Here is a 26,634-nt window from a genome sequence, read left to right on the forward strand (position 1 = left end):
TTTTGCGATCAATGCAAAACCCTGTGGGAGCGGGCTTGCCCGCGATGCGCGAAGCGCCGGATTTTATTTTTTCAGGTCTTCGGCGCCTTGCAGCGGCTCATCGCCCAGCAGCAGATCCTTGTCATGACTGACCTGTTCTTCCTCGAACATGCGCCAGGTTTTCCCATCCTGCACCCCCAGCAATTCCACGAAGCGACGGCCGTCGACCTTGTCGTTCACCTGACCGATGTAGCGACCCTGTTCGGTTTCGCTGCGGGCGAGGGTGATCTTGCGATCCTTCTCCGGTTGGGTCGGCGAGATCAGGTTCAACTCCAGGGTGGCCGGGGCGCTGTTGCCGTTCAGGCGTACATCGACTTCACCGGTCACGCCATCCAGATGAACGCTGGCGCGCAACAGCAGGGTCTGGGCCAGCAGTTCACGGTCCAGCGAACGGTTGATACCCTTGCCGGCCTCGTAGTAGTTATCGTTGACCAGGTTGTCCGGGTTGTTCACCGCAATGGTCACCATGGACAAGGTCAGGGTCACCGAGCAAGCCAGGATGGCGATGATGATCCACGGCCAAAGGTGCTTGTACCAGGGGCTTGTGGCATTTGCTGCGGGCATGGTCACTTCTCTCAACGAATTTGTGGGCCGATGAACCGGCTCTTGGCTTCAACGTGGATGCTGGCGTCATCGGCGTCCTTGAGGATGAACTTCACCTCATTGGTGCTCGACGGCAGTTGTTCCGGTGCGCTGGACAACTCCACCGGCTGGCTGAAAATCTCCCCGGCGGCGACTTTGATTTCGCGCTTGCCTTGCAGCTTGAGGTCGGGCAGGCCAGTGGCTTCCAGCACGTAGGTGTGGTCGCGCTGGTCTTTGTTCATGATCTTCAGGCTGTAGACGTTCTCGATCCGGCCTTCGGCGTTCTCGCGGTAGAGCACGCGGTCCTTGCTGACATCGAAGCCGACCAGCGAGCGCATGAAGAACGCGGTCACCAGCAATGCGATCATCGCCAGCAGCACCGTGGCATAGCCGATCAGGCGGGGACGCAGTTTATTGGTTTTCTGCCCGGACAGGTTGTGCTCGGTGGTGTAGCTGATCAGGCCGCGCGGATAGTCCATCTTGTCCATGATGCTGTCGCAGGCATCGATGCAGGCGGCACAGCCAATGCACTCGACCTGCAGGCCATCGCGGATGTCGATACCCGTCGGGCAGACCTGGACGCACATGGTGCAGTCGATGCAATCACCCAGGCCCATGGCCTTGTAGTCGACGCCTTTCTTGCGCGGGCCGCGGGATTCGCCACGACGCGGGTCGTAGGAAACGATCAGGGTGTCCTTGTCGAACATCACGCTCTGGAAGCGGGCGTACGGGCACATGTAGATGCACACCTGCTCGCGCAACCAGCCGGCGTTGCCATAGGTGGCAAGGGTGAAGAAGCCGACCCAGAAGTAGGACCAGCCATCGGCTGCGCCGGTGAAGAAGTCGAGGGTCAGTTCGCGGATCGGCGAGAAGTAGCCGACGAAGGTCATGCCGGTCACGAAGCCGATCAACAGCCACATCGCGTGTTTGCTGAACTTGCGCAGGAACTTGTTGGCGCTCATCGGCGCCTTGTCGAGCTTGATGCGCTGGTTGCGGTCGCCTTCGGTGACTTTTTCGCACCACATGAAGATCCAGGTCCAGACACTCTGCGGGCAGGTATAGCCACACCAGACCCGCCCGGCATACACGGTGATGAAGAACAGGCCGAAGGCGCTGACGATCAGAATCCCCGAGAGCAGAATGAAGTCCTGGGGCCAGAAGGTCGCGCCAAAAATGAAGAATTTGCGCTCCGGCAGGTTCCACCAGACGGCCTGATGGCCACCCCAATTGAGCCAGACCGTACCGAAGTACAGGAGAAACAACCCGGCACCGCCCATCATCCGCAGGTTGCGGAACAGACCGGTGAAGGCGCGGGTGTAGATCTTTTCCCGAGAGGCGTAGAGGTCGACGCTGTTGTTGGTGTTCTTGGCAGGCGGGGTAACGTCGTGTACCGGAATCTGGTTACTCATCATTGCATCCCACGGCAGTGGAAAAATGCCCCGGTCAGTACATGCCGACCGCGGTCAAAAAGGGTGTAGCAGTGGCGCAATTGTACGCCTGTCGCTCTGGCTCAAGGGTGCGACCTTTGGTCGCGTTGGGGAAAAATCATGAATGGTGTAGCGATTGTAACAAAAGATGATTGAAGTCAATTGACTACAGCGAGGCCTTCTGCATGCTGGAACATCGCGTTGGATCTCAGAGTGCAGCGGGGACACCCGCTGCACTCTTCAGTATATGAAGAGCTTAGGGCTCCAAACAAAACGGCCCCGCCAATTCACATTGGCGGGGCCGTTTTTTTACATCAGGCGTTACTGGGCATCTTCCGCTGGCGCCTTCTCACCGTGAGACAGGCTGTAGACGTAAGCGGCCAGCAAGTGGACCTTGTCGTTGCCTTGCAGCTGTTCCTGCGCAGGCATCTGGCCTTGACGGCCGTAACGGATGGTCTGCTGCAGCTGAGCGAAGCTCGAACCGTAGATGAACGCACCCGGGTGGGTCAGGTCGGGGGCTCCCATGGCTGGCGTCCCTTTGCCGGCCGGACCGTGGCAGGCCACGCAGTTGGCGGCGAACAGTTTCTGCCCGGCAACCGGGTCGGCCTTTGCGCCTTCCGGCAGCTTGCGGCCATCGAGGTTGGTCAGCACGAACGCGGCAACGTCAGCCACGCCTTGCTCGCCGATCACTTCGGCCCAGGCCGGCATCACGGCGTGACGACCGCCCATGATAGTGGTCTTGATGGTTTCCGCTTCGCCGCCCCAGCGCCAGTCGGCGTCGGTCAGGTTAGGGAAGCCATAGGCACCCTTGGCGTCCGAACCGTGGCAGACCGAGCAGTTGGAGGCGAACAGGCGGCCACCCATCTTCAGGGCTTGCGGATCCTTGGCCACTTCTTCGATAGGCATGGACGAGAACTTGGCGAAGATCGGGCCGAACCTGGCGTCCGACTTGGCCATTTCCTTTTCCCACTCGTGAACGCCGGTCCAGCCGGTCTGGCCGTTGGCGAACGCGGTCTGCTTGTCGTTATCCAGGTAGTTGTAACCCGGCAGCAGACCTTTCCAGTTGCCCAGGCCCGGATACAGCACCAGATATCCCAAGGCGAAGATGATGGTGCCCACGAACAGCATGAACCACCATTTTGGCAGCGGGTTGTCGTACTCCTCGATCCCGTCGAAGGAGTGGCCAACCGTTTCTTCGGTGGCTTCGCTGCGCTGGCCCTTGCGGGTGGACAGCAGCAGCCAGGTCAGGGCGAAGATGGTGCCGAGACTGAGGACTGTGACATACAGACTCCAGAACGTAGTCATTCTTTGTTACTCCTAGAAGCTTGCTCGACGTGCTTGATGGCTTCGGGATCATCCGCGAAAGGCAGCAAGGTCGCGTCTTCAAACTCCGACTTGCGCTTGGGGCTGAACACCCACAACGCCAGACCGATGAAGGCCACCATCACGACAACGGTGCCCAGGCCACGAATCATCCCGATATCCATCTAAATCACCGTTTGCTTTTGATGATGGTGCCCAGGCCTTGCAGATAGGCCACCAGCGCGTCCATTTCGGTTTTGCCCTTCACGGCATCCTGTGCACCGGCGATGTCTTCGTCGGTGTAAGGAACGCCGAGCGTGCGCAAGACTTCCATTTTCTTGGCGGTGTCTTTGCCGTCGAGCTTGTTTTCCACGAGGAACGGGTAGGCCGGCATTTTCGACTCGGGCACCACGTTGCGCGGGTTGTACAAGTGCGCACGCTGCCAGTCATCGGAGTAACGTCCGCCGACACGGGCCAGATCCGGGCCGGTACGCTTGGAACCCCACAGGAACGGGTGGTCCCAGACGCTTTCACCGGCGACCGAGTAGTGGCCGTAACGTTCGGTTTCAGCACGGAACGGGCGGATCATCTGCGAGTGGCAGCCGACACAACCGTTGGCGATGTAGATGTCGCGGCCTTCCAGTTCAAGGGCGGTGCGCGGCTTCATGCCTTCGACCGGCTTGTTGGTGACGTCCTGGAAAAACAGCGGAACGATCTGGGTCAAGCCGCCGATGCTGACGGCGATAACCATGAAGAAGGCCAGCAGGCCAATATTCTTCTCGACTGCTTCATGCTTCATCAGTGAGCTCCAACTACAGCAATCTGTTCAGCAGCTTTGGCTTCAACCGGGTTCGAGGCACGTACGGTACGCCATACGTTGTAGGCCATGAACAGCATGCCGCTGGCAAAGAACGCACCGCCCAGGGCGCGAACGATGAAACCGGGGTGGCTGGCTTGCAGCGCTTCGACGAACGAGTAGGTGAGGGTCCCGTCGTCGTTGATTGCACGCCACATCAGGCCCTGGGTGATGCCGTTGACCCACATCGAGGCGATGTAGAGCACGGTACCGATGGTCGCGAGCCAGAAGTGGGTGTTGATCAGGCCGATGCTGTGCATCTGCGCGCGACCGAACAGTTTCGGGATCATGTGGTAGATCGCGCCGATCGAGATCATCGCTACCCAGCCAAGAGCGCCGGCGTGTACGTGGCCGATGGTCCAGTCGGTGTAGTGCGACAGCGAGTTGACGGTCTTGATGGCCATCATCGGGCCTTCGAAGGTCGACATGCCGTAGAACGCCAGCGATACCACGAGGAAGCGCAGGATCGGGTCGGTGCGCAGCTTATGCCAGGCGCCCGACAAGGTCATCATGCCGTTGATCATGCCGCCCCAGCTCGGAGCCAGCAGGATGATCGACATGGCCATGCCCAGGGACTGGGCCCAGTCCGGCAACGCGGTGTAGTGCAGGTGATGCGGGCCGGCCCAGATGTACAGGGTGATCAGCGCCCAGAAGTGCACGATCGACAGGCGATAGGAGTAGATCGGACGCTCGGCCTGCTTAGGAACGAAGTAGTACATCATCCCCAGGAAGCCGGTGGTCAGGAAGAAACCGACCGCGTTGTGACCGTACCACCACTGGATCATCGCATCCGTCGCACCCGAGTAGGCCGAGTAGGACTTGAAGAAGCTGACCGGCAGGGAGGCGTGGTTGACGATGTGCAGCATCGCCGTCACGACGATGAAGGCACCGTAGAACCAGTTACCCACGTAGATATGCTTGGTGTTGCGCTTGGTGATGGTACCGAAGAACACCAGACCGTAGGAAATCCAGACAATGGCCAGCAGGATAGCCAAAGGCCATTCCAGCTCCGCGTATTCCTTGGTGGTGGTGTAACCCAGCGGCAAGGTAATGATCGCGCCGACGATCACCGCCTGCCATCCCCAGAAGGTGAAGGCGGCGAGGCTGTCGGAAATCAGTCGCGTTTGGCAGGTTCGCTGCACGACGTAATAAGAAGTGGCAAACAGTGCACAACCACCGAAGGCGAAAATCACCAGGTTGGTGTGCAACGGGCGCAGGCGTCCAAAGCTCGTCCATGGCAGACCGAAGTTCAACTCCGGCCAGACCAGTTGCGAGGCGATGAAGACACCGAGCCCCATGCCAAGGATCCCCCAGACCACCGTCATGATGGCGAACTGGCGGACTACCTTATAGTTATAAGCAGTCGGACTGATTGCTGTGCTCATTCTAAGGTTCCACGGTTTGGGTGTTTTATTAGGAGTAAAAATCGGCCGCAAGTATGTAGAAAGCGGGGGGTCATTGCAACGCGCCATGACCTGGGTCAATGCTTTCAAAAGCTGATTCTGCGGCCTTTCCATGCGCCGCGTAAGGACAAAATTGCCCCCGGACAAAATGCCCCGGCGCGGGAACAGGGTGAGGGGGTCAGGTCAGTTGTAACGGGGTGTGTTGAAAATGACGATGTGGCGGCTGATGGCAATTGGCATGACAGCCGGTATCTACCAGCCTTTGCGGCCTGTCATCGGGCAAATTCGTCTAACACATCGGGTAAGGTCGACCTCGAGCCGGCTCATGCCAGTCCGCATCGGGGGAAGCTTAGACCCGAATCCGGGGAACCGAAAGGAGGACTAAGGGAGGGTGCGACAATGGGTCGCAAAGGGGCAGGGAACTGCCGCATTCGGAAGAATGCGGCCGTGTTGGGTTCAAGAATTATTCGCTTTTGCCTTTGGCCTGCAGTCGGTCTGTATTCAGTCCGTGAGACAGGCTGTACACATAGGCCGCCAGCAATTGCACTTTATCTTTGCCAAGCAGTTCGTTCTGCGCCGGCATATGCCCCTGACGGCCATGGCGAATCGTTTGTTCAAGCTGCGCCAGGCTGGTGCCATAGATGAACCCGGCCGGTTGCGTCAGGTTCGGCGCACCCATGGCTTCAGTGCCGTGGCCCTTTGCCCCGTGACAGGCGACACAGGTGGTGTTGAACGCGTGCTGCCCGGCTTGCAGGTCGGCCGTGCTGTCGTCCGGTACAGGCAGGCCCGCCAGATCATGACGCACATAAGCCGCAACGTTCTTCACGCCGGCTTCACCGAGGATTTCACCCCAGGCCGGCATCGCCGCCATGCGCCCGCCCAGGATAGTGGTCTTGATCGTCTCGGCATCGCCGCCCCAGCGCCAATGGCTGTCGGCCAGGTTCGGGAAGCCGAAGGCGCCCTTGGCATCCGAGCCGTGGCACACCGCGCAGTTGGAAGCAAACAGACGACCGCCCATGGTCAGCGCTTGCGGATCGTTGGCCACCTCTTCCACGGGCATGGCCGCAAATTTGGCGAAGATCGGCCCGAACTTGGCTTCGGCCTTGTTCATCTCCTTTTCCCATTCGTGGACGCCGGTCCAGCCATCCTCATAACCTGGAAGGATGCCTTTCCAGTTGCCCAGGCCCGGGTACAGCACCAGATACCCGACGGCGAACACCAGGGTCCCGGCGAACAGCATGAACCACCACTGCGGCAGTGGGTTGTCATACTCCTCGATGCCGTCGAAGCTGTGGCCCATGGTCTGGTCCACGCTGCCCTTGGTTTCGCCCTTGCGGGTGCCGATCAGCAGCCAGGTCAGGCCGATCAGGCTGCCGATGGTCAGTACGCAGATCCACGTACTCCAGAAGGTGGTCATGGCCGGGTACTCCTTGTTTCAGGTTCTTGGGTGGCTTCGTTGGGCAGCGGTTCATCGGCGAACGGTAGCAAACGCGCTTCGGCGAACGCCGGAGTGCGTTTGCTGTTGAACACCCACAGCGTCAGGCCGACGAAGGCCACAAACACCACGACCGTGCCCAGGCCGCGGATCATTCCACTGCTCAATTGGCTCACTATTTCAAAGGGCATGGCCATGACTCACCTCTTGCTCTTGATGGATGTGCCAAGCACTTGCAGGTAAGCGACCAGTGCATCCATTTCGGTCTTGCCTTTGAGCGAGGCGACTGAGCCTGCTATGTCGTCGTCGCTGTAGGGCACGCCGAGGGTGCGCATCGCCTTGATCTTGTTTTCGGTGTGGCTGCTGTCGAGTTGATTGGCCACCAGCCACGGATAGCCGGGCATTTTCGATTCCGGCACCACGTTGCGCGGGTTGTACAAGTGCGCGCGGTGCCAGTCCTCGGAATAGCGACCGCCGACCCTGGCCAGGTCCGGACCGGTACGTTTCGAACCCCACAGGAACGGGTGATCCCAGACGCTTTCACCCGCTACCGAATAGTGACCGTAGCGTTCGGTCTCGGCGCGGAACGGCCGGATCATCTGCGAGTGGCAACCGACGCAGCCTTCGCGGATGTAGATGTCGCGACCTTCCAGTTGCAGCGCGGTGTAGGGCTTCATGCCTTCCACCGGTTTGTTGGTCACGTCCTGGAAGAACAGCGGGACGATCTGGGTCAAGCCGCCAATGCTCACGGCCAGGACCATCAGCAACATCAGCAGGCCGACGTTTTTCTCAATTGTTTCGTGTTTCATGGCGGCCTCCTCAGGCGATCTGCGCGGCAGCGGCGGCTTCGGCAGGCTGCGAAGCCCGCACGGTGCGCCAGGTGTTGTAGGCCATCAGCAGCATGCCGCTGAAGAAGATCGCGCCACCGACCAGTCGCACGACGAAGCCGGGATGGCTGGCCACCAGGGTTTCGACGAAGGAGTAGGTCAGCGTGCCGTCGTCATTGATCGCGCGCCACATCAGGCCCTGGGCGATGCCGTTGACCCACATCGAGGCGATGTAGAGCACGGTGCCGATGGTGGCGAGCCAGAAGTGCGCGTTGATCAGGCCGATGCTGTGCATCTGGGTGCGGCCGAAGATTTTCGGGATCATGTGGTACAGCGCGCCGATCGAAATCATCGCCACCCAGCCGAGGGCGCCGGCGTGCACGTGGCCGATGGTCCAGTCGGTGTAGTGGGAGAGGGCGTTGACGGTCTTGATCGCCATCATCGGCCCTTCGAAAGTCGACATGCCGTAGAACGCCAGGGACACCACGAGGAAGCGCAGGATCGGGTCGCTGCGCAATTTATGCCAGGCGCCCGAGAGCGTCATCATGCCGTTGATCATGCCGCCCCAGCTCGGCGCCAGCAGGATCAGCGACATCACCATGCCCAGCGACTGGGCCCAGTCCGGCAGCGCGGTGTAGTGCAAGTGGTGCGGGCCGGCCCAGATGTAGAGGGTGATCAGTGCCCAGAAGTGCACGATCGACAGGCGATAGGAATACACCGGGCGTTCGGCCTGTTTCGGCACGAAGTAATACATCATCCCGAGGAAGCCGGCGGTGAGGAAAAAGCCCACGGCGTTGTGCCCATACCACCACTGCACCATGGCATCGGTGGCACCGGCGTAGACCGAGTAGGACTTGGTGAAACTCACCGGCAGTTCAAGGTTGTTGACGATGTGCAGAATCGCCACGGTGATGATGAATGCGCCGAAGAACCAGTTGCCAACGTAGATGTGCTTGGTCTTGCGCTGCATGATCGTGCCGAAGAACACCACGGCGTACGCGACCCAGACGATGGTGATCAGGATGTCGATCGGCCATTCGAGCTCGGCGTATTCCTTGGAACTGGTGTAACCCAGCGGCAGGCTGATGGCCGCCAGCAGGATCACCAGCTGCCAGCCCCAGAAACAGAACGCGGCAATTTTAGGGGCGAACAGTTTTGTCTGGCTGGTGCGCTGCACGGAATAGAACGAACTGGCAAACAAGGCGCAACCGCCAAAGGCGAAGATCACCGCGTTGGTGTGCAGCGGGCGTAATCGGCCGAAACTGGTCCATGGCAGATCGAAGTTGAGCTCGGGCCATACCAACTGGGCTGCGAGAAAAACCCCGAGGCCCATGCCGACGATGCCCCACACCACCGTCATAATGGCGAATTGGCGGACCACCTTGTAGTTGTAGGCGGTACTCATAGAAGTGTTCATGGTTCCCCATCCACGGTTCAGCTGAAGTGCAGGCGTATGCGCAACGCAACGCTCACTTCGCCTGGAGTTATAGGCAGACTAAAAGCGAGGCAAGCATGGGCAAAGAGCACAAGGCCAGTATTGACGGGGATCAATGGGCGCGGTGTATGCACGATCACGGATGGTTGTGGAATGAGGCTGCCGGCAAGGGATCGGTCGAGCCTGTGACGCTGATTCTCGCCCACGGCGCCGGCGCGCCGATGGACAGTGCCTGGATGGACGACATCGCCGCACGTCTTGCTGCGCATGGCGTCAACGTGCTGCGCTTCGAGTTTCCGTATATGGCGCAGCGGCGACTTGATGGTGGCAAACGTCCACCCAACCCGGCCCCCAAATTGCTGGAATGCTGGCGTGAGGTCTATGCCGTGGTGCGACGCCATGTCGCTGGGCGTCTGGCCATTGGCGGCAAGTCCATGGGCGGGCGCATGGCCAGTCTATTGGCGGATGAACTGGGGGTGGATGCGCTGGTGTGTCTGGGGTATCCGTTTTATGCGGTCGGTAAACCGCAGAAGCCGCGGGTCGAGCATTTGGCCGGATTGAAGACGCGGACGCTGATTGTTCAGGGGGAGCGGGATGCGTTGGGCAATCGTGAGGCGGTTGAGACTTACACATTGGCGCCAGGTATCGAGGTGTTGTGGCTGGTGGCGGGGGATCATGATTTGAAGCCGTTGAAGGCTTCAGGGTTTACTCATGAACAGCATCTGGCGGCAGCGGCGAGTCAGGTAGCCATGTTTCTTCTGTGAGCTTTCGCTGCGCTTGGGATCCCATCGTCGGAACGCCGCCCTCGCCTCAGGTTCCGCTCGGGCCGCGCGATATAACGCGGCCCCGAACTGTAGGAGCCGGCTTGCTGGCGAAGGCGGTGGCACATTCAGCAGAGGTGGTGGCTAACAGACCGCTTTCGCTGGCAAGCCAGCTCCTACAGAGGGGGCGTGCCGCTGGCTAGACCTTGTCCAGCTTCTTTTCATGGGCCGTCACCTGTTGGCACAGCTCGATCATCTGCTCGCGCATCCAGCGGTTAGCCGGGTCCTGGTCGGTGCTTTCGTGCCAGTAGAGGTGGGTTTCCACCGGCGGCACGTCATTGACCGGCAGGTTTACCGAGTACAAGTCATGACGGCGGGCGAAGCGCTCCGGCACGGTCATGACCATGTCCGTCTGCTGCAACACTTGCGAGGCCATCAGGTAATGCTGGGAGCGCAGGGCGATCTTGCGCTGGATGCCCATCTTGCCCAGCGCCAGATCGACATGACCCAGGCCGCTGCGACGGCTGGAGATATGGATGTGGGTCAGGGAGAGGTAATCATCGAGGCTGAATTTTTCCTTGCCCGCCAGCGGATGCCCCTTGCGCATCGCACACACGTAGCGGTCTTCCATCAGCTTGACGTGGCGTACCTGCGGGTCGGTGTTGAGCGGCGCGTCGACGGCGAAGTCGAGGCGTCCGGCCGCCAGTTCCTTGGTGGTTTCGCGGCGCTTGGACAGGAAGCTCTCGATGATCACCGTGGGTGCCAGGCGACGCAGACGCTGGAACAGGGGTGGCAGGATCACCGCTTCGGTGAGGTCGGTCATGCTGATGCGGTAGGTCTTGACCGCCTGCAGCGGATTGAAGATACGGCTTTCCTGGACCGAGACCCGCAGCAGGGAGAGGGCGTTGCGTACCGGGCCGATGATGTTCTGGGCCATCGGCGTCGGGACCATGCCCTGGGCGGTGCGCACGAACAACGGGTCGTTGAAGGTCTCGCGCAGGCGGGCCAGGGCGTTGGACACGGCCGGTTGAGTGATACCGACAATCTGTCCGGCCCGGGTCAGGTTGGCTTCGGTGTAGATCGCGTCAAAGACGATGAAAAGATTGAGGTCGACTTTGCTCAGATTCATGGCTGCACTCTTTTTATATGGGCGGTGTCATAGGGAGCGGTGGGTGGGTTTGGTGGCCTTGGCGATCAGTCGATCATATATCGGTGATGAATGTTAATACACGCCGAGAATAGGCTAGGTAAATTTTAGTAGCTGTTCTAGCATCGATTGCATGACCTGAACAACTCCTCTGAAACCCCCTGTCGAAAGGTAGAGCTGCCCATGGATTTCGCTTATTCGCCCAAGGTGCAAGAACTGCGTGAGCGCGTGACCGCGTTCATGGACACCTACGTTTATCCTGCCGAAGCCGTGTTCGAGCGCCAGGTCGCCGAGGGTGATCGCTGGCAGCCGACGGCTATCATGGAGGAGCTCAAACTCAAGGCCAAGGCTGAAGGGCTGTGGAATTTGTTTCTTCCCGAGTCCGAACTCGGTGCCGGCCTGAGCAACCTGGAATACGCGCCGCTGGCGGAAATCATGGGCCGTTCGCTGCTGGGGCCGGAACCGTTCAACTGCTCCGCGCCGGACACGGGCAACATGGAAGTACTGGTGCGTTACGCCAACGAAGAACAGAAGCAACGCTGGCTCGAACCCTTGCTGCGTGGTGATATTCGGTCGGCGTTTGCCATGACCGAACCGGACGTGGCGTCCTCCGACGCCACCAACATGGCCGCCCGCGCCGTGCGCGATGGCGACGAGTGGGTGATCAATGGCAAGAAATGGTGGACCTCCGGTGCCTGCGATCCGCGCTGCAAGATCCTGATCTTCATGGGCCTGAGCGATCCGGACGCACCGCGCCATGCCCAGCACTCGATGATTCTGGTACCGGTGGATACCGCAGGGGTGAAAATCGTGCGCCCGTTGCCGGTCTTCGGCTACGACGACGCTCCTCACGGGCATGCCGAAGTGCTGTTCGACAATGTCCGGGTGCCGTACGAAAACGTCCTGTTGGGTGAAGGACGCGGCTTCGAAATCGCCCAGGGTCGCCTTGGCCCTGGCCGGATCCACCACTGCATGCGTTCGATCGGCATGGCTGAGCGTGCGCTGGAACTGATGTGCAAACGCGCGGTGAACCGTACCGCGTTTGGCAAGCCCCTGGCACGCCTGGGCGGTAACATCGACAAGATCGCCGACTCGCGGATGGAGATCGACATGGCGCGCCTGCTGACTTTGAAAGCCGCGTACATGATGGACACCGTCGGCAACAAGATCGCGAAAAGCGAAATCGCGCAGATCAAGGTGGTCGCGCCGAACGTGGCCTTGCGGGTGATCGACCGGGCGATCCAGATCCATGGCGGGGCAGGGGTGTCCAACGATTTCCCTCTGGCCTACATGTACGCCATGCAACGCACCCTGCGCCTGGCCGACGGCCCGGACGAAGTGCACCGCGCGGCGATCGGCAAGTTCGAGATCGGCAAGTACGTCCGGTAGGAACAGGCTAGCTCGCGAAGGACGTCAACGATAACGCGTATTTGCTGGATAAACGCGGTGCTTATGTAGGAGCAAGCTTGCTCGCGATGGACGTCAACGATAACGCATATTTGCTGGATAAATGCGGTGCTTATGTAGGAGCAAGCTTGCTCGCGAAGGACGTCAACGATAACGCGTATTTGCTGGATAAATGCGGTGCTTATGTAGGAGCAAGCTTGCTCGCGATGGACGTCAACGATAACGCGTGTTTACAGGTTAAACGCCGCGTTTCTTGAGCCCATCGCGAGCAAGCTCGCTCCCACAAAGGTCGGTTTTACATCAAAAACCGATGGTTTGTCAGTCGACCACCGGCAGCCCATAGAACGCCCGCGCACACGCAGTGCTATGAGCCGCCAGGTCTTCCTCGCTTTCCCCACGATGCAGCGCCACTTCGCGCAACACTTCGGTGAGGTACGCAGGCTCGTTGCGCCCGTTTTTCGGCTTGGGCCGCAGACTGCGCGGTAACAGGTACGGCGCATCGCTCTCGAGCATCAACCGCCCGCGCTTGATTTCCTTCACCAACGGATGCAGGTGTGTCCCCCGGCGCTCGTCGCAAATCCAGCCGGTGATGCCGATGTGCAAATCCAGATCCAGGTAGCTGAACAGCGCCTTTTTCTCGCCGGTGAAGCAATGCACCACCGCGGCGGGCAACCGATCACGGTAATCACGCAGGATCTCCAGCAAGCGCTGGCTGGCATCGCGTTCGTGGAGAAACACTGGCATTTGCAGCTCGACCGCCATTGCGAGATGCTCTTCGAGGACTTTTTCCTGCTGCGGGCGTGGTGAGAAATCGCGATTGAAATCCAGTCCGCATTCACCCACGGCCACCACATTCGGCTCCTTGAGCAAACTGCGTAGTTGTCGCTCGCTGTCGGCGTTCCAGTCACTGGCCGAATGAGGATGAACACCGGCGGTGGCGAACAGCCGTTGCGCCGTTTCATCCAGCTGGCGACACAGCTCCAGCGCCTGTTCGCTGCCCTCGACACTGGTACCGGTAAGCACCAACTGGCATACGCCGGCAGCGTAGGCTCGGTCGAGTACCGCCTGGTGCTTGTCGGCGAAACAGGGGTTGGTCAGGTTGACGCCGATATCGATGAGTTGCATGGTGCTACCTCGGACCATTGGCCGGAAAGCATATCAGAGCTGCACATTTATAAGAAAAACCAAGAACTACAACGGGTTATTGCTGTCTCTTGAGGCCGAGAGACAAGTCCGGTTGGTCAATGTGCCATCACTGTGCCGGTTTTCGGTACTTTGTCAGCGCTCAGGGCGCTCTGTTTCTGTCGCTCGATTTCATAAAACGATCGACCCGGTATTCTTCGCGGAGAGCGGATGATTCGTCCCTCGGTTTTGCTACTGCTGTGTTGTTCGTTGCTGCTGCCGATGCCTGCGCTTGCGCGCCTGGCCGGGCCGCTGCAAGCCGTGCCGGCAGCCAAGGTCCGCGATCTGGCGGATATCCGCAGCAGCCGGGTGCTGAAGGTGCTGGTCAATCAGAGCCGCAACAGCTCCGGCGAAGTCCAGGGCCAGTCCATTGGCGTTGAATACCATCGCCTGCGCGCCTTCGAGCAATACCTCAACGGTCACGCCCGAGACGGTCAGGAAATCACCCTCAAGATCATTCCCAAAGCCAAGGATCAATTGCTCGGTGCGCTGCAGCGTGGCGAAGGGGATCTGGTGGCGCCCGGGGAACTGCTTGAGCTGCGACCCGGCTACGCCGTCAGCACCAGTGCGCCCGTTTCGAGCAACGTCCCGTTGCTGCTGGTCGGTATCAAGGGCGAGCGACGCTACACCCGTCTTGAACAACTCTCGGGCAAAACCGTGGCGCTGCCCACCGGCAGCGCCGCCGGCGATGCGGTCAGTCAGATCAATCAAAAGCTGACGCTGCGCAAACTGGCGCCGGTGAAGATCGAATGGGTCGATCCCAGTCTGGCGGTCGAGGATGTGCTGGAGATGGTCCAGGGCGGGATTTTTCACCTGACTATCGTCGAACAACCGATTGCCGAGCGCTGGGGCAAGATCCTGCCCAAGTTGCGTTTTGATCGGCAGGTGCTGATCAGCGAGCCGGGCGAAGAGTTCTGGTTCGTACGTCGCGATGCGTCGATGTTGCGCGCGAGCATCGATCGCTTCCTGACCGGCTACAAGAAACCATCGGACCAGGACGCCGCGTTCCTGCGGACCTATCGACGTTCGTATCGGGTGCACTATCCCTTGGCCAGGGCGGATCGACAGCGCCTGGAAAAACTTCGGCCGGTGCTGCAGAAGCACGCTGATGCCCAAGGCATGGACTGGCTGAACCTGGCGGCGCTGGCCTTCAAGGAGTCGTCCCTGCAACCCAATGCCCGCAGCGGCAGCGGCCCCACCGGCTTGATGCAGATAACCCCCTCCGCGGCCCAGCGGGTGGGGGTCAACAATATTCAGAATCTCGATGCGAATGTGCAGGCGGGGGCCAAGTACCTGGCATTGATCCGTCGCAAATTCTTTTCCAGCCCCAAGCTCAACGAACGCGAGCGCATGGCGTTTGTGCTGGCGGCGTACAACATGGGGCCGGAGCGCGTGCAAGGTATGCGTGCCGAGGCGCGTCGCCGGGGCTTGAATCCCAATCAGTGGTTTTTCCAGGTGGAACGCATCGCCATGGAGCAGGTGGGAATGGGCGCCGTCAGCTATGTTAATAGCGTGAACAAATATTACCTGGCGTTCGATCGGGAGCGGGAGTCGTTGGAGCCCGGGCAGAAGGTTGTCTCGCGCAAGTGATCGAATAAACTGATTGTTATGGCGGGTTTTTTGCGCTTTTAACATGATATTTACTGATTAATATAGCGGCCAACCCACACTCAATCCCAGAATGGATGACACAACATGAGCACACTGATCAACAAGGTACTGTTCACCCGCGCCGGCTATGGCCTGACTGTGCTGCGAATTTTCGTTGGCATCATTTTCGCGGCCCACGGTTCGCAGAAATTGTTCGGTGCGTTCGGTGGTTATGGTCTGGCGGGCACGGCGCAGTACATGGAGAGCATCGGCCTGACGCCAGGCTATGTGATGGCGACGCTGGCGGGTGGGACCGAGTTCTTCGGCGGCCTGGCTTTGATCATCGGCCTGCTGGCACGCCCGGCTGCGTTGGGTCTGACCTTTCTTTCGCTGGTTGCGATTTTCACTGTGCATATTGGCAATGGGTTGTTCATGGCCAACAACGGGTATGAGTTCGCTTTGGCGCTGCTTGGCGGCAGCATTGCGGTGTTGATCGAAGGTGCGGGCAAACTGTCGGTTGACCGTGCCATCGCGGGTTGACGGTCGGTGGCCTGGTAGCCGACCGGGGTTTTTGATGGTGTACATATCCGTTTCTGCGGTAACGGCTACTTAGGGTTTCGCCCTTACGGCGACTCACTTTTTTTTCAAACGCCAAAAAAAAGTAAGCAAAAAAAGGCTCGCCCCGGCGTCCGGCCCCTCGCTAAGGCTCGGCGTTCCTTCGCTCCGGTATTCATCCGGGGACACTGCCCTCCGGTCTGCTTCGCTACGACCTACATGCAGCGTGTTCGACTGCGTCGAACGGCGCTGCGCGCCACTCCCCGGATGAACACCTCCACTCAGCCTCCCGAAGGGGCGGGTGGATCAAGATCAAGATCAAAAGCCACAGCCACAGCCACAGCAATGGCAACAGCAACGGAAATGGCAACGGCAACGGCAAAATCAACAGCTTCGCGAGCAGGCTCGCTCCCACATGGATTGGCGTACAGCTTTCGCTTTTCACCACTCAACAGGCCGAGCGTTAGCTCGCCTGCAGCTTTTGATCTTGATGCACCGCCCCCTCGAGAGGCCGAGTGGAGGTTCTGCGTAGTGGGCAACCCGGCATGGATGCCGGGTTAGCCGCCCCCGGCCATGGATGGCCGATGGCGGCGGGCCCACGGAGTAGGACCGGAGCGAGGGCATGCCGAGCCTAGGCGAGGCACCGAACGAAAGGGGCAAGAGCCCTTGGTTACTTGGGGCTTTTCCAAGTGACCCGCCGTAAGGGCGGAACCCTAAGTAGCCGTTACCGCAGAAACGGATATGTACTCCAACCACTCAGACACAACAACAAGCCCCATCGCACAGCCCGTTTTTGTTGCGCGTCATTCTTGACACTGTCCGGTCAGCTTCTCTAGGATGCTGCTCATGCGCCGATTTAAACAGCTACTTGCGGGGCGCCAGGTAACTCATCCAGTTGCCGACAGAAGCTTGCAGCACGCTTCGAAATACCGCTAAAGCGCTGGTTCGGTGTTGCCTCTCACCTGCCATGCAGACTTTTTGAGGCAGAGACACGACACGATGAATGCACTAAGCCCCGTTATACGCCCCGCGCCGATCACGGCCCATCTGACCCAGCGCAATCCAAAAATCCTGCTTGGCGGAAAACATCAACCGACGCTCCTGCGCTATCTCGATGGCTGGCCACGCCGCACCGGCGGACCTGCAGCCTTCCTGATCCAGTTCGTCGAAGACGGAGAGTCCCTGGCCCGATTTGCCAGCGACAGCTTTGATCTGGCGGTGATTCAATCGCCCAGCGTCGAAGAGGCTCCAGAAGTGATCAGGCAACTGACCCGCGTTGCGCGACAAGGGCTGATTACCCGCCGCTGAGGTTCAGCGCACTGCGACTCAGGGATAGTCGATCGCCACGATGTACACACACTGCTCGCCGGTAGGCGTCTGGACCCGAACTTCCGCATCCAGGGCCTTGCCGATCAGGGCGCGGGCCAGCGGTGAATCGATACTGATCAGGCCCAGCTTCAAGTCCAGCTCATCCGGGCCAACGATGCGATAGCGCGACGCTTTGCCGTCCTCGTCTTCAATGGTGACCCAGGCGCCAAAATAAACCTTGTTCGGATCGCTCGGTTTTTCGCTGACCACCTTGAGCGCTTCCAGGCGCTTGGTGAGAAAGCGCACGCGACTGTCGATCTCGCGCAGCATTTTCTTGCCGTAAGTGTACTCGGCGTTCTCCGAGCGATCCCCCTGGGCCGCGGCCTCGCTGACCGACTGGGTGACCTGCGGGCGGCGCACATGCCAGAGTTCATGGAACTCGGCCCGCATCCGCGCTTCACCCTCGGGGGTGATCAGCGCAGTGCCAGCGGTGCGTGGAGGGCGATATCGGCTCATGGCAATTTCTTGTGGTAGAGAAGGCTTGAGTCTATCAACCCTCGCGCAAGACTGTCAGGGGGCTGGCGTTCAAGGCGCGACGAGTCCCGAAGACACCGGCGCCACCGATCAGCACGGCGCCGATCAGCGGCAGCACCAGCAGCCACGGATGCGGGTGCCAGGGCAGATCGAAGGCGTAGCGGTAAAGCACCAGGCTCACCAGTTCCGAACCCAGCGCCGCCAACAAGCCGCTGACTGCGCCAAGCAAACCGAACTCGATGCGCCGGGCCTTGACCAGCAACTGTCGCTCGGCCCCCAACGCCCGCAACAAGGCACCTTGGCGAATGCGCTCGTCCAGCGTCGCTTGCAGGCCGGAGAACAACACCGCCATGCCTGCTGCCAACACGAACAACAGCACGTACTCTACCGCCAGCGTGACCTGGGCGAGGATGCTGCGCAATTGCGCGAGCAAGGCTTCGACTTGCAGGATGGTCACTGCCGGGAAGCTTCGTGACAGATCGACAATCTGCTGATCATGGCCGGCCGCCAGATAGAAACTGGTGAGGTAGGTCGCAGGCAGATCCTTCAACGTGCCAGGCTGGAAGATCATGAAGAAGTTCGGCTGGAAGTTGTCCCAGTTGATATCTCGCAGGCTGGTGACTTTCGCTTCGCGATTGACCCCGCCGACGGTAAACACCATGTGATCGCCGAGCTTGAGCTTCAGACTCTCGGCCACCTTGCCTTCCACCGACACGCCCGGAATTTCATCCGGCGCCTGCCCGGGCCACCAGTTGCCGGCGGTGAGCGTATTGCCCGCCGGCAGGTCCGCCGCCCAGGTCAGGCTCAGGTCGCGCTGGATCGCCCGATCACCGGCCGAATCCTTGCTGACGATTTCCTGCACCGGTTCGCCATTGATACTGATCAGTCGCCCCGGCACCACCGGATACAACGGCGCCGACTGTGCCGACAGTTCGATCAACCGATCGGTGAAAGCCTGCTTGTCCGCCGGCAGGATATTCAGCGCGAAATAGTTCGGTGCGTTTTTCGGCAGCTGGTTCTGCCAGGTGTCCAGCAACTCGCCGCGCAACAGGGCGATCAATGCCATGGACAGCAGAATCAGGCCGAAAGCCAGGGCTTGACCCGCGGCCGCCAGCGGATGGCGCAGCAGCTGGCCCAGCCCGAGGCGCCAGGGCAAGGACGCGCGTGCGAGCAGTCGGCGCAGGCTTTGGAGCAGCAGCAACAGCAAACCGCCCAGCACCAGCGCGGCAATCACACCACCGCCCAGCAGGGCAAAGGTCAGCAGCAAGTCCAGGCTCAGGCGCCACATGATCAGGCCGAGGGCGCCCAATGCGGCGCCGTACACCATCCAGGTGCTGGTGGGGATCGGTAGCATGTCCCGGCGCAATACCCGCAAGGGCGGCACCCGACCCAATGCCGCCAGCGGCGGCAAGGCGAAACCGGCCAGCGCCACCAGTCCGGTGCCGATCCCGGCGATGGCCGGAAACAGGCCGCCCGGTGGCACATCGGTCGGCACCAGGTCATGCAACAAGGCGAACAGGCCAAGCTGCGCCATCCAGCCGATAAAGGCGCCGCTGATACTCGCGAGCAGTCCGAGCACCGTCAGCTGCAAACTGAACAACACCATGGTTTCCCGCCGGGACAACCCCAGGCAACGCAACAAGGCGCTGGCATCGAATCGACGTGTAGCGAAGCGCGTCGCCGACAACGCCACCGCCACACCAGCCAGCAGCACCGCCACCAGGCTGGCCATGTTCAGGTAGCGCTCGGCCTTGCCCAGGGCGCCGCCGATCTGCCGGTTGCCGTCGCGGGCATCCTGTATCCGCTGGTTGGGGGCCAGCCCGGGCTTGATCTGTTGCCGATAGGTTTCCAGGGCCTCGGCTGTACCGCGCCAGAGCTCGCGGTAGCTGACCCGGCTGCCGGGTTGCACCACGCCGGTGGCCGCGAGATCGTCGAGGTTGATCAACACCCGTGGCGTGAGGCTGTAGAAATTGCCGGCACGGTCGGGCTCATAGGTCAGCACGCGCGCCAGTTTCAGGGTTTTCATGCCGACGTCGATGCTGTCGCCGATCTTCAGGTCCAGCGCGGTCAGCAGGCGTCCTTCGACCCAGGCTTCACCAGGTTTCGGCCCGCCACCGGATTCCTGCGCAGCGAAAGGTGCGGGGGCGCTTTTCAGCTCGCCGCGTAGCGGGTAGACGTCGTCGGCGGCCTTGATGCTGGAGAGCTGGATGCCGTTGTCGGTGGCGATGACGCTGGAAAATTCCACCACCTGCGCGTGTTCCAGGCCCAGCTCCACGCCACTTCTGATCTGTTCGGGGCGCGCCGGCGAACTGCCTTCGAGCAGCAGGTCGGCACCAAGGAATTCGGTGGCGCGCAGCATCATGGCGCCGTTCAGGCGGGCACCGAAGTAACCGATGGCGGTACTCGACGCCACGGCCACCACCAGGGCGAAGAACAACACCCGCAGTTCACCGGCGCGGGCGTCGCGCAGCAGTTGGCGGATGGCGAGGCTGAACAGGCGCAGCAGCGGCAGGCGTGCCATCAAGGCTCCAGGGGGGCGACCAGCAGGCCGGCTTCAAGGCGGATCAGGCGCCGGCAGCGATGTGCCAGGCGTTCGTCGTGGGTCACCAGCACCAGGGTCGTGCCGCTTTCCTGGTTGAGTTCGAACAACAGGTCGCTGATGCGTTCGCCCGTGTGACTGTCGAGGTTGCCGGTGGGTTCGTCGGCAAACAACACATCCGGTTCGGCGGCAAAGGCGCGGGCGATGGCCACGCGCTGCTGTTCACCGCCGGAGAGCTGGCGTGGCGAGTGGCTCAGGCGTTGGCCAAGGCCGACCCGTTGCAGCAATTCGGTGGCGCGCTCACGGGCGTCTTTGCGACCGTCGAGTTCCAGCGGCAGCATGACGTTTTCCAAAGCGTTGAGGCTGTCGAGCAGCTGGAAGGATTGAAAAACAAAACCGACATGTTCGGCGCGGATACGGGCGCGCTGGTCTTCATCGAGCTGGCTCAGGCCTTGCCCGGCCAGGGTGACTTCGCCGCTGCTGGGCAGGTCGAGGCCGGCCAGCAGGCCGAGGAGGGTGGATTTGCCTGAACCGGAGGCGCCGACGATGGCCAGGCTGTCGCCCTTGTTCAGTTCCAGGCTGAGTTCGTGCAGGATAGTCAGTTCACCTTCCGCGCTGGAAACCACTTTGCTGAGGTTCTTCGCGGTGAGAATGCTTGCGCCCATGGAGAATCCGATGCGAGTGTGGTTTTTGAGTGCTGGCCTGGCCTTGATGTGCATGGCCCAGAACGCAGCGGCGGGTACAGTCCTGATCGTTGGCGATAGTATCAGCGCCGGTTTCGGCCTGGATACCCGCTTGGGGTGGGTGTCGCTGCTCGAGCAACGGCTCAAGCGCGAAGGTTTCGACGATAAAGTGATCAACGCGTCCATCAGCGGCGACACCAGTGCCGGAGGCCAGGCGCGCCTGCCGGCGCTGCTTGCGGAGCATAAGCCGCAGCTGGTGATCCTCGAACTGGGCGGCAATGACGGCCTGCGCGGAATGCAGCCAACACAATTGCAACAAAATCTTGCGTCGATGATCGACAGCTCGCGCGCCAGTGGTGCCAAGGTGCTGTTGCTCGGCATGCAATTGCCACCCAATTACGGTAAGCGCTACACCGAGGCCTTCGCCGAGGTTTACACCAAGGTGGCCGATGAGAAAAAAATCCCGCTGGTGCCGTTTTTTCTCGACGGCGTGGGCGGTCATCCAGACTTGATGCAGGCCGACGGCTTGCACCCGGCCGCAGGGGCGCAGGACAAGTTGCTGGAAAATGTCTGGCCGGCACTGAAACCGCTGCTTTGACGCTTTTCTAGCGGTCGCGTTTCGGCTAAGGTGGCGCCCCCGATTTGGAGCCCCCGATGCCGCGTCCCGCCTGGTCACTTTTTGCCTACCAACTGATCGAGCCTGACGAACAGCTGGATCTGTTCGCCTGCCAGGAAGTGCGGGTGCATCTGGTGACCCGTCAACTGGAGTTGGGCGGCTCGGCCGACCGCACCTTGTGCGGCAGCCTGCTACCGGCGCAGCCACGCTGGTCGAGCGTCGACCGCCGGGTGTTCCAGGACCAGCGCCTGTGCTCGCTGTGCCGGGCCATCCTCGAATCGCAAAAGCGCGGCACCTCGCCGATCTGGCCAGAGTTGCGCTTCGAACTCTAGGGCCCCTTCGCGAGCAAGCCCGCTCCCGCACTGGATCTCCTGTGTACACAAATCCTGTGGCCGATAAAGGTCAACCTGTGGGAGCGGGCTTGCTCGCGAAGACGGCATCCCAGGCACCAAAGATATTTGAGGCAGAACCTTTCGCGAACAAGCCCGTCCCATGCCTTGCATCGCCTGTAACAGTCGCGTCTCCCCGAAATAACGGATGCCAGTGTACAATCCCGTTTTTATACCCTTGTCGATCATGCGAAGGATTTTCCGGATGTTGCCGCGTTTTCCTGCCGTCACCCGCTGCCTGACCCTTGCCGCCCTGTGCGTCGCCGGTCCGGCTGCAGCTTTGGAATTGCCCATGCCACCGCCCGGTGAAGACATCGTCGGCCAGGTGCAAGTGATCAAGGCCAAGTACGAAGACACCTTCGCCGACCTTGGAACCACCTACGACCTGGGCTATTCGGAAATGGTCGCGGCCAACCCCGGTGTCGATCCATGGTTGCCGGGCGCCGGCACCGAGATCGTGCTGCCGACGCGCTTCATCCTGCCCCCGGGCCCGCGTGAAGGCATCGTCATCAACCTGGCCGAGTACCGCCTGTATTACTATCCGAAAGGCCGGGACGTGGTCTACACCTTCCCGCTGGGGATCGGCCGTGAAGGCTGGGGCTCGCCGATCGCCCACACCAGCATCATCGCCAAGACGCCGAACCCGACCTGGACCCCTCCAGCGTCGATCAAGGCCGAGCACGCCGCCGATGGCGATCCCTTGCCGAACGTGGTGCCGGCAGGGCCGGACAACCCGCTGGGGCCGTTCAAGTTCACCCTGGGTACCCCGGGCTACCTGATCCATGGTTCGAACAAGAAGTTCGGCATCGGCATGCGCACCAGCCACGGCTGCTTCCGCATGTTCAACAACAACGTGCTGGAAATGGCCGACATGGTGCCGGTCGGCACCTCGGTGCGGATCATCAGCGATCCGTACAAATTCGGCGTCAGTGGCGGCAAGGTTTACCTGGAGGCGCACACACCGCTGGACGACCAGGGCAACCCTTCGGTGGTGGACAAGCACACCGGGGTCATCAATGCGATGCTCAAGCGTGAGGACATCACCAACAACCTGCGCATGAACTGGGATGTGGTCCGCGATGTGGTGGCTGCCGAAGACGGCCTGCCGGTGGAAATCGGTGTGCCGGACGCTTCGGCGCCGATGATGTCGAGTGCGCCGCTCGATCCACTGCAGTAAGGCTTGAAACGAACCCGCCGATGCTGACCGCGTCGGCGGTTTTTTTTGCCTGCACGAACCCGCGGGCAAAAAAAAGCCGACCCATGAATGGATCGGCTTGATAACAATCCCGAAGGACTATTACTTGCGGCTAGCTTTTTCCAGCATGCGCAGAGCACGCTCGTTAGCTTCGTCAGCAGTCTGTTGTGCTTTTTGAGCAGCAGCCAGAGCTTCATCAGCTTTACGGTAAGCTTCGTCTGCACGAGCCTGGGAGCGAGCAGCTGCGTCTTCAGTAGCAGTCAGACGTGCTTCGGTTTCTTTCGATACACTGCTGCAACCGGTAGCCAGAACTGCGGCCAGCGCCAGAGCAGAGAATTTCAGAACGTTGTTCATCGTGTTCCCCTTCAAGGACTTTCTAGTAAGTAGCTGTCTCCTCAGAGTGAGGAAATGGCCGGCGTACATACTACCCATTACTTCTAGTAAGTAAACTGACGTGTAGCAAGAAGCAAAAAAAATTGTAGGCGTTGATTCTTTTTCGAGCAACTTTTAACTGCATTGTTTAAAAAATATCCAGCTGCGAGGCCCGAATTGAGCGAGTCCCGGCAAAAAAGTTCCCCGTGCTCACCGCTGTTTTACCTGTCTTGGCCAAAGTCTGTCTATATGGATTCGTCTACACTTTTTTTCAGCATGTGTGCGGCACCTCTCGTATCTTTCCTAGTTGAGGTGACTTTAACGAGGGGCGTTCGTCTTATGTCTCAATATCCGGCAATGTTCGGGCGCCGACCAGGTGGAATACCCGGTCGGACCCTCCTGCGCAACCCGGGGCAGCACCCGCCAACCGGCGTGATGACGAGCGTACCTTGAGCATTTTTGCCAATGGTGCCTACTATTTGTTCGTGCCCGGTTGCGCGAGATCGTGCAGCTCTTCTCGATGTCCATTCAGGCACGGGGTGGCGTAGATGTTCCTTCGCCGGAAAAACATCGGTAAGGTAGGGGTCAGAATTCAAGACCCGCGAGGAGTAGTGATGAGCGAGGCGTTGTCCATCCACCATGACCAGGCTGGTCATCAGTTCGAGACCACCGTGGACGGTCATCGTGCCTACCTGACCTATATGGACCTGGGAAAACAGACCCTGGATATTTATCGTACGTTCGTACCCAACGCGTTGCGTGGGCGTGGCATTGCCGCGGCATTGACCGAGCAGGCGCTGCAATATGCCGAGGAGATGGGGTACACCGTGATTCCGTCGTGCTCCTACGTGGAGCGCTACATGGAGCGTCATCAACGGCATGCGGCCAAGCTGAGCCCGTAAACGCCAACGCATAAAAAAACGCCGGTCCAAGCCGGCGTTTTTTTGTCCGGCAAAAAGCGATCAGGTGCGATCGCGTTTCGGCAGCACATCCTTGAGCTTGGCATGCATGCTGCGCAAGGTGGTTTCGGTGGCGGTCCAGTCGATGCAGGCATCGGTGATCGACACGCCGTATTGCAGGTCGGCGAGGTCTTTAGGGATCGCCTGGCAGCCCCAATTCAGATGACTCTCGACCATCAGTCCGATGATCGACTGGTTGCCTTCGAGGATCTGGTTGGCGACGTTTTCCATCACCAGCGGTTGCAGGGCCGGGTCCTTGTTGGAGTTGGCGTGGCTGCAGTCGACCATGATGTTCGGCTTGATCTTCGCCTTGTTCAGCGCCTGCTCGCAGAGCGCGACACTGACCGAATCGTAGTTCGGCTTGCCGTTGCCACCGCGCAGCACCACATGCCCGTAGGCGTTGCCCTTGGTGGTGACGATCGACACGCCGCCTTCCTGGTTGATGCCCAGGAAACGGTGAGGGCTTGAAACCGATTGCAAGGCGTTGATCGCCACGGTCAGGCCACCATCGGTACCGTTCTTGAAACCGACCGCCGAGGACAGGCCGGAGGCCATTTCACGGTGAGTCTGGGATTCGGTGGTGCGTGCACCGATGGCCGACCAGCTGATCAGGTCCTGCAGGTACTGCGGGGAGATCGGGTCGAGGGCTTCGGTCGCGGTCGGCAGGCCCATTTCAGCCAGGTCCAGCAGCAACTGGCGGCCGATGTGCAAGCCGTCCTGAATCTTGAAGGAGTCGTCCAGGTACGGATCGTTGATCAAGCCTTTCCAGCCGACGGTGGTGCGTGGCTTCTCGAAATACACGCGCATGACCAGATACAGGGTATCGGACACTTCGGCCGCGAGGGCCTTCAGGCGCTCGGCGTATTCGTGGGCCGCCTTGATGTCGTGGATCGAGCAGGGCCCGATGACGACAAACAGGCGATGATCGGTGCCATCCAGAATGTTGCGAATGACTTCGCGACCCTTGGTGACGGTGCGCAGGGCAGCGTCGCTCAGAGGAATATCACGCTTGAGCTGATCAGGAGTGATCAGCGTCTCGTTGGAGGCGACGTTTAGGTCGTTGATCGGTAAATCAGCCATCGTTTACTCGTCAGGTCACGGGTGCCGGCCGCCAGCGAACCCGCGCGGCGGAGCACAGCAAATTAAGCGCGTCGGGGAGCGGAACCTTAGCGCGTTACACCGTGGCTCGACAATGGGCAGACACCGGTTTGAGGCGACAATCCGGCGGGAAACCCACCGAAATCACTCGCTAATCCAGCACCGGCTGCGCAAATGCCCGGCGAACCGTATCGTGGGAGAACTCGTCGGCGTGCTCCTGGACCCATTCCAGGGCCAGTGCCTGGTTGTCGTGCAAATCGCTGTGGGAGTCATGCATGCGGCAGTAACGTTCGATCTGACACACCTGTTCACCCATCCGCGCAGTGAACAGCGTCTGCTCGTCGACGAAGGCAATGCCCACCAGATAGCCACGCTTTCGTCGCAGGCACCAGGCCACATAGCCCAGGTAGCGCAAGTCCGGGTTCACGGTCGGCATGCGTATTTGCAGCGCCGTCCCGTGGCGCCACGCACGGTGGTAATTGCAAGCCATGCCCCCGAGACTGATAGAGTGCAGCTGTTGCCGCGAAATACACTCGGGCGTGAGCAACGTCAATTCTACGGGTACATCGTCAGGATGAGGAAGAAAACGTCCCATGAGCACGGACTCCATGTGTCGGCCATCTGACATCGTTCCCCCCAGTATAGTGGTCGAATTGGAACTGACGGATTTCGACGCCGACCAACGGCTGCTGGCGATGAGCGGTGTTTCGCTGGTGATGTTCACCAGCGTCAGCTGCGCCGCTTGCCGCTATGCCCGTGAGCGATTGCCGCGCTTCGATCTGGATGTGGATCGACTGTGCTGGATCGATGCCGGGAACAATGGCGGGCTGGTCGAGCGTTACCGGATTTTTCATTTGCCGGCGCTGTTTGTCGTGCGCGACGGCGAGTTTTTCGGGGGCCTCGAATCGCGCCTGACGGGTACCGAACTGAATGAAGCGCTAGGCCAGGCGTTGAGACGAACTGCAGAGGAGTTGCCATGATGAGGGCTGTTGC

29 protein-coding genes are annotated in these 26,634 nt (G+C 60.4%); 11 read left to right on the forward strand and 18 right to left on the reverse strand.

The genetic code is table 11. The features are described from left to right. Positions 1–63: 63 nt before the first annotated feature. The 10 genes from J2W17_RS23055 to ccoN (J2W17_RS23100) form a co-directional block, all read right to left on the reverse strand. A complete protein-coding gene (locus J2W17_RS23055; RefSeq protein ID WP_307339888.1) occupies positions 64–603 on the reverse strand; it encodes a FixH family protein in 540 nt (179 codons plus the stop codon). Positions 604–614: 11 nt separating this feature from the next. Next, entirely contained in the window at positions 615–2,030 is a 1,416-nt protein-coding gene (gene ccoG / locus J2W17_RS23060; RefSeq protein ID WP_307339891.1) for a cytochrome c oxidase accessory protein CcoG, read from the reverse strand. Between the two features lie 339 nt (positions 2,031–2,369). Beyond that, positions 2,370–3,353: a cytochrome-c oxidase, cbb3-type subunit III gene (ccoP, locus tag J2W17_RS23065; RefSeq protein WP_307339894.1), complete on the reverse strand. Its 984-nt coding sequence runs from the start codon at positions 3,351–3,353 to the stop codon at positions 2,370–2,372. After that, entirely contained in the window at positions 3,350–3,535 is a 186-nt protein-coding gene (locus tag J2W17_RS23070) for a CcoQ/FixQ family Cbb3-type cytochrome c oxidase assembly chaperone (RefSeq protein WP_003175465.1), read from the reverse strand. Before J2W17_RS23070 ends, ccoP (J2W17_RS23065) begins: the two co-directional genes overlap by 4 nt. A gap of 5 nt (positions 3,536–3,540) precedes the next feature. Beyond that, the gene (gene ccoO, locus J2W17_RS23075) at positions 3,541–4,149 is read right to left on the reverse strand and encodes a cytochrome-c oxidase, cbb3-type subunit II (RefSeq protein ID WP_017337535.1); all 609 of its coding nucleotides are present in this window, start codon (positions 4,147–4,149) and stop codon (positions 3,541–3,543) included. Further along, positions 4,149–5,591, reverse strand: a complete 1,443-nt coding sequence (gene ccoN / locus J2W17_RS23080) for a cytochrome-c oxidase, cbb3-type subunit I (RefSeq protein WP_307339900.1) — start codon at positions 5,589–5,591, stop codon at positions 4,149–4,151. The genes ccoO (J2W17_RS23075) and ccoN (J2W17_RS23080) overlap by 1 nt, the downstream gene beginning before the upstream one ends. 481 nt (positions 5,592–6,072) lie before the next feature. Further along, complete coding sequence (gene ccoP, locus J2W17_RS23085; RefSeq protein WP_307339903.1) at positions 6,073–7,026, reverse strand: cytochrome-c oxidase, cbb3-type subunit III; 954 nt, start codon at positions 7,024–7,026, stop codon at positions 6,073–6,075. After that, positions 7,023–7,235: a cbb3-type cytochrome oxidase subunit 3 gene (locus tag J2W17_RS23090; protein WP_373460027.1), complete on the reverse strand. Its 213-nt coding sequence runs from the start codon at positions 7,233–7,235 to the stop codon at positions 7,023–7,025. The genes ccoP (J2W17_RS23085) and J2W17_RS23090 overlap by 4 nt, the downstream gene beginning before the upstream one ends. A gap of 9 nt (positions 7,236–7,244) precedes the next feature. After that, a complete protein-coding gene (ccoO, locus tag J2W17_RS23095) occupies positions 7,245–7,853 on the reverse strand; it encodes a cytochrome-c oxidase, cbb3-type subunit II (RefSeq protein WP_307339906.1) in 609 nt (202 codons plus the stop codon). A gap of 10 nt (positions 7,854–7,863) precedes the next feature. Continuing rightward, on the reverse strand, positions 7,864–9,288 hold the full coding sequence (ccoN, locus tag J2W17_RS23100; protein ID WP_307339909.1) for a cytochrome-c oxidase, cbb3-type subunit I: 1,425 nt from the start codon (positions 9,286–9,288) through the stop codon (positions 7,864–7,866). A 95-nt stretch (positions 9,289–9,383) separates the two neighbouring features. On the opposite strand from ccoN (J2W17_RS23100), the gene J2W17_RS23105 reads away from it, so the two are divergent. Continuing rightward, positions 9,384–10,070: an alpha/beta family hydrolase gene (locus tag J2W17_RS23105; RefSeq protein WP_307339912.1), complete on the forward strand. Its 687-nt coding sequence runs from the start codon at positions 9,384–9,386 to the stop codon at positions 10,068–10,070. 196 nt (positions 10,071–10,266) lie between these two features. Here the strand turns inward: J2W17_RS23105 and J2W17_RS23110 are convergent, their stop codons facing one another. Continuing rightward, a complete protein-coding gene (locus tag J2W17_RS23110) occupies positions 10,267–11,196 on the reverse strand; it encodes a LysR family transcriptional regulator (RefSeq protein ID WP_307339915.1) in 930 nt (309 codons plus the stop codon). Positions 11,197–11,397: 201 nt separating this feature from the next. Here J2W17_RS23110 and J2W17_RS23115 point away from each other — a divergent pair, with 201 nt between their 5' ends. Continuing rightward, positions 11,398–12,603, forward strand: coding sequence for an acyl-CoA dehydrogenase (locus J2W17_RS23115; protein ID WP_307339918.1), 1,206 nt, complete (start codon positions 11,398–11,400; stop codon positions 12,601–12,603). Positions 12,604–12,644: 41 nt separating this feature from the next. Further along, the gene (locus J2W17_RS23120; protein ID WP_307339921.1) at positions 12,645–12,878 is read left to right on the forward strand and encodes a hypothetical protein; all 234 of its coding nucleotides are present in this window, start codon (positions 12,645–12,647) and stop codon (positions 12,876–12,878) included. 61 nt (positions 12,879–12,939) lie between these two features. Here the strand turns inward: J2W17_RS23120 and J2W17_RS23125 are convergent, their stop codons facing one another. Beyond that, the gene (locus tag J2W17_RS23125) at positions 12,940–13,746 is read right to left on the reverse strand and encodes a TatD family hydrolase (RefSeq protein WP_307339924.1); all 807 of its coding nucleotides are present in this window, start codon (positions 13,744–13,746) and stop codon (positions 12,940–12,942) included. Between the two features lie 228 nt (positions 13,747–13,974). On the opposite strand from J2W17_RS23125, the gene J2W17_RS23130 reads away from it, so the two are divergent. The 3 genes from J2W17_RS23130 to J2W17_RS23140 all read left to right on the forward strand — a co-directional run bounded on the left by J2W17_RS23130 (position 13,975) and on the right by J2W17_RS23140 (position 17,256). After that, positions 13,975–15,393, forward strand: coding sequence for a transglycosylase SLT domain-containing protein (locus J2W17_RS23130; protein ID WP_307339927.1), 1,419 nt, complete (start codon positions 13,975–13,977; stop codon positions 15,391–15,393). Between the two features lie 105 nt (positions 15,394–15,498). Further along, positions 15,499–15,933 (forward strand): DoxX family protein, encoded by a 435-nt coding sequence (locus J2W17_RS23135; protein ID WP_128871796.1) that lies wholly within the window; start codon positions 15,499–15,501, stop codon positions 15,931–15,933. A 1,014-nt stretch (positions 15,934–16,947) separates the two neighbouring features. Beyond that, the gene (locus J2W17_RS23140; protein WP_307339932.1) at positions 16,948–17,256 is read left to right on the forward strand and encodes a class I SAM-dependent methyltransferase; all 309 of its coding nucleotides are present in this window, start codon (positions 16,948–16,950) and stop codon (positions 17,254–17,256) included. 18 nt (positions 17,257–17,274) lie between these two features. Here J2W17_RS23140 and greB read toward each other — a convergent pair whose 3' ends face one another. The 3 genes from greB to J2W17_RS23155 are packed head-to-tail and all read right to left on the reverse strand — an operon-like array spanning position 17,275 to position 20,994. Beyond that, positions 17,275–17,772: a transcription elongation factor GreB gene (gene greB / locus J2W17_RS23145; RefSeq protein ID WP_307339934.1), complete on the reverse strand. Its 498-nt coding sequence runs from the start codon at positions 17,770–17,772 to the stop codon at positions 17,275–17,277. 34 nt (positions 17,773–17,806) lie between these two features. Next, the gene (locus J2W17_RS23150) at positions 17,807–20,311 is read right to left on the reverse strand and encodes an ABC transporter permease (protein WP_307339936.1); all 2,505 of its coding nucleotides are present in this window, start codon (positions 20,309–20,311) and stop codon (positions 17,807–17,809) included. Next, entirely contained in the window at positions 20,311–20,994 is a 684-nt protein-coding gene (locus J2W17_RS23155; RefSeq protein WP_064676583.1) for an ABC transporter ATP-binding protein, read from the reverse strand. The genes J2W17_RS23150 and J2W17_RS23155 overlap by 1 nt, the downstream gene beginning before the upstream one ends. A gap of 10 nt (positions 20,995–21,004) precedes the next feature. On the opposite strand from J2W17_RS23155, the gene J2W17_RS23160 reads away from it, so the two are divergent. From J2W17_RS23160 to J2W17_RS23170, 3 genes are all read left to right on the forward strand, one after another. Continuing rightward, positions 21,005–21,610, forward strand: coding sequence for an arylesterase (locus J2W17_RS23160; protein ID WP_307339941.1), 606 nt, complete (start codon positions 21,005–21,007; stop codon positions 21,608–21,610). 56 nt (positions 21,611–21,666) lie between these two features. Continuing rightward, entirely contained in the window at positions 21,667–21,960 is a 294-nt protein-coding gene (locus tag J2W17_RS23165; protein WP_003226812.1) for a hypothetical protein, read from the forward strand. Between the two features lie 262 nt (positions 21,961–22,222). Beyond that, complete coding sequence (locus J2W17_RS23170; RefSeq protein ID WP_307339945.1) at positions 22,223–23,194, forward strand: L,D-transpeptidase family protein; 972 nt, start codon at positions 22,223–22,225, stop codon at positions 23,192–23,194. A 120-nt stretch (positions 23,195–23,314) separates the two neighbouring features. On the opposite strand, the gene oprI is transcribed toward J2W17_RS23170, so the two are convergent. Further along, a complete protein-coding gene (gene oprI / locus J2W17_RS23175) occupies positions 23,315–23,566 on the reverse strand; it encodes an outer membrane lipoprotei OprI (RefSeq protein WP_003172710.1) in 252 nt (83 codons plus the stop codon). Positions 23,567–24,198: 632 nt separating this feature from the next. Between oprI and J2W17_RS23180 the strand changes: the two genes are divergently transcribed. Beyond that, positions 24,199–24,486, forward strand: coding sequence for a GNAT family N-acetyltransferase (locus J2W17_RS23180; RefSeq protein WP_307339947.1), 288 nt, complete (start codon positions 24,199–24,201; stop codon positions 24,484–24,486). A 60-nt stretch (positions 24,487–24,546) separates the two neighbouring features. On the opposite strand, the gene J2W17_RS23185 is transcribed toward J2W17_RS23180, so the two are convergent. Both J2W17_RS23185 and J2W17_RS23190 read right to left on the reverse strand, forming a co-directional pair. Next, positions 24,547–25,623, reverse strand: coding sequence for a 3-deoxy-7-phosphoheptulonate synthase (locus J2W17_RS23185; protein WP_307339950.1), 1,077 nt, complete (start codon positions 25,621–25,623; stop codon positions 24,547–24,549). A 169-nt stretch (positions 25,624–25,792) separates the two neighbouring features. Further along, a complete protein-coding gene (locus J2W17_RS23190; protein ID WP_307339953.1) occupies positions 25,793–26,236 on the reverse strand; it encodes a PilZ domain-containing protein in 444 nt (147 codons plus the stop codon). Here J2W17_RS23190 and J2W17_RS23195 point away from each other — a divergent pair. After that, positions 26,235–26,621: a thioredoxin family protein gene (locus J2W17_RS23195; protein ID WP_307339959.1), complete on the forward strand. Its 387-nt coding sequence runs from the start codon at positions 26,235–26,237 to the stop codon at positions 26,619–26,621. The two genes, J2W17_RS23190 and J2W17_RS23195, sit on opposite strands and share 2 nt — an antisense overlap. The last annotated feature ends 13 nt before the right edge of the window (positions 26,622–26,634 follow it).

It is taken from the genome of Pseudomonas lini (genome assembly GCF_030812475.1).
Lineage (GTDB): Bacteria > Pseudomonadota > Gammaproteobacteria > Pseudomonadales > Pseudomonadaceae > Aquipseudomonas > Aquipseudomonas lini_A.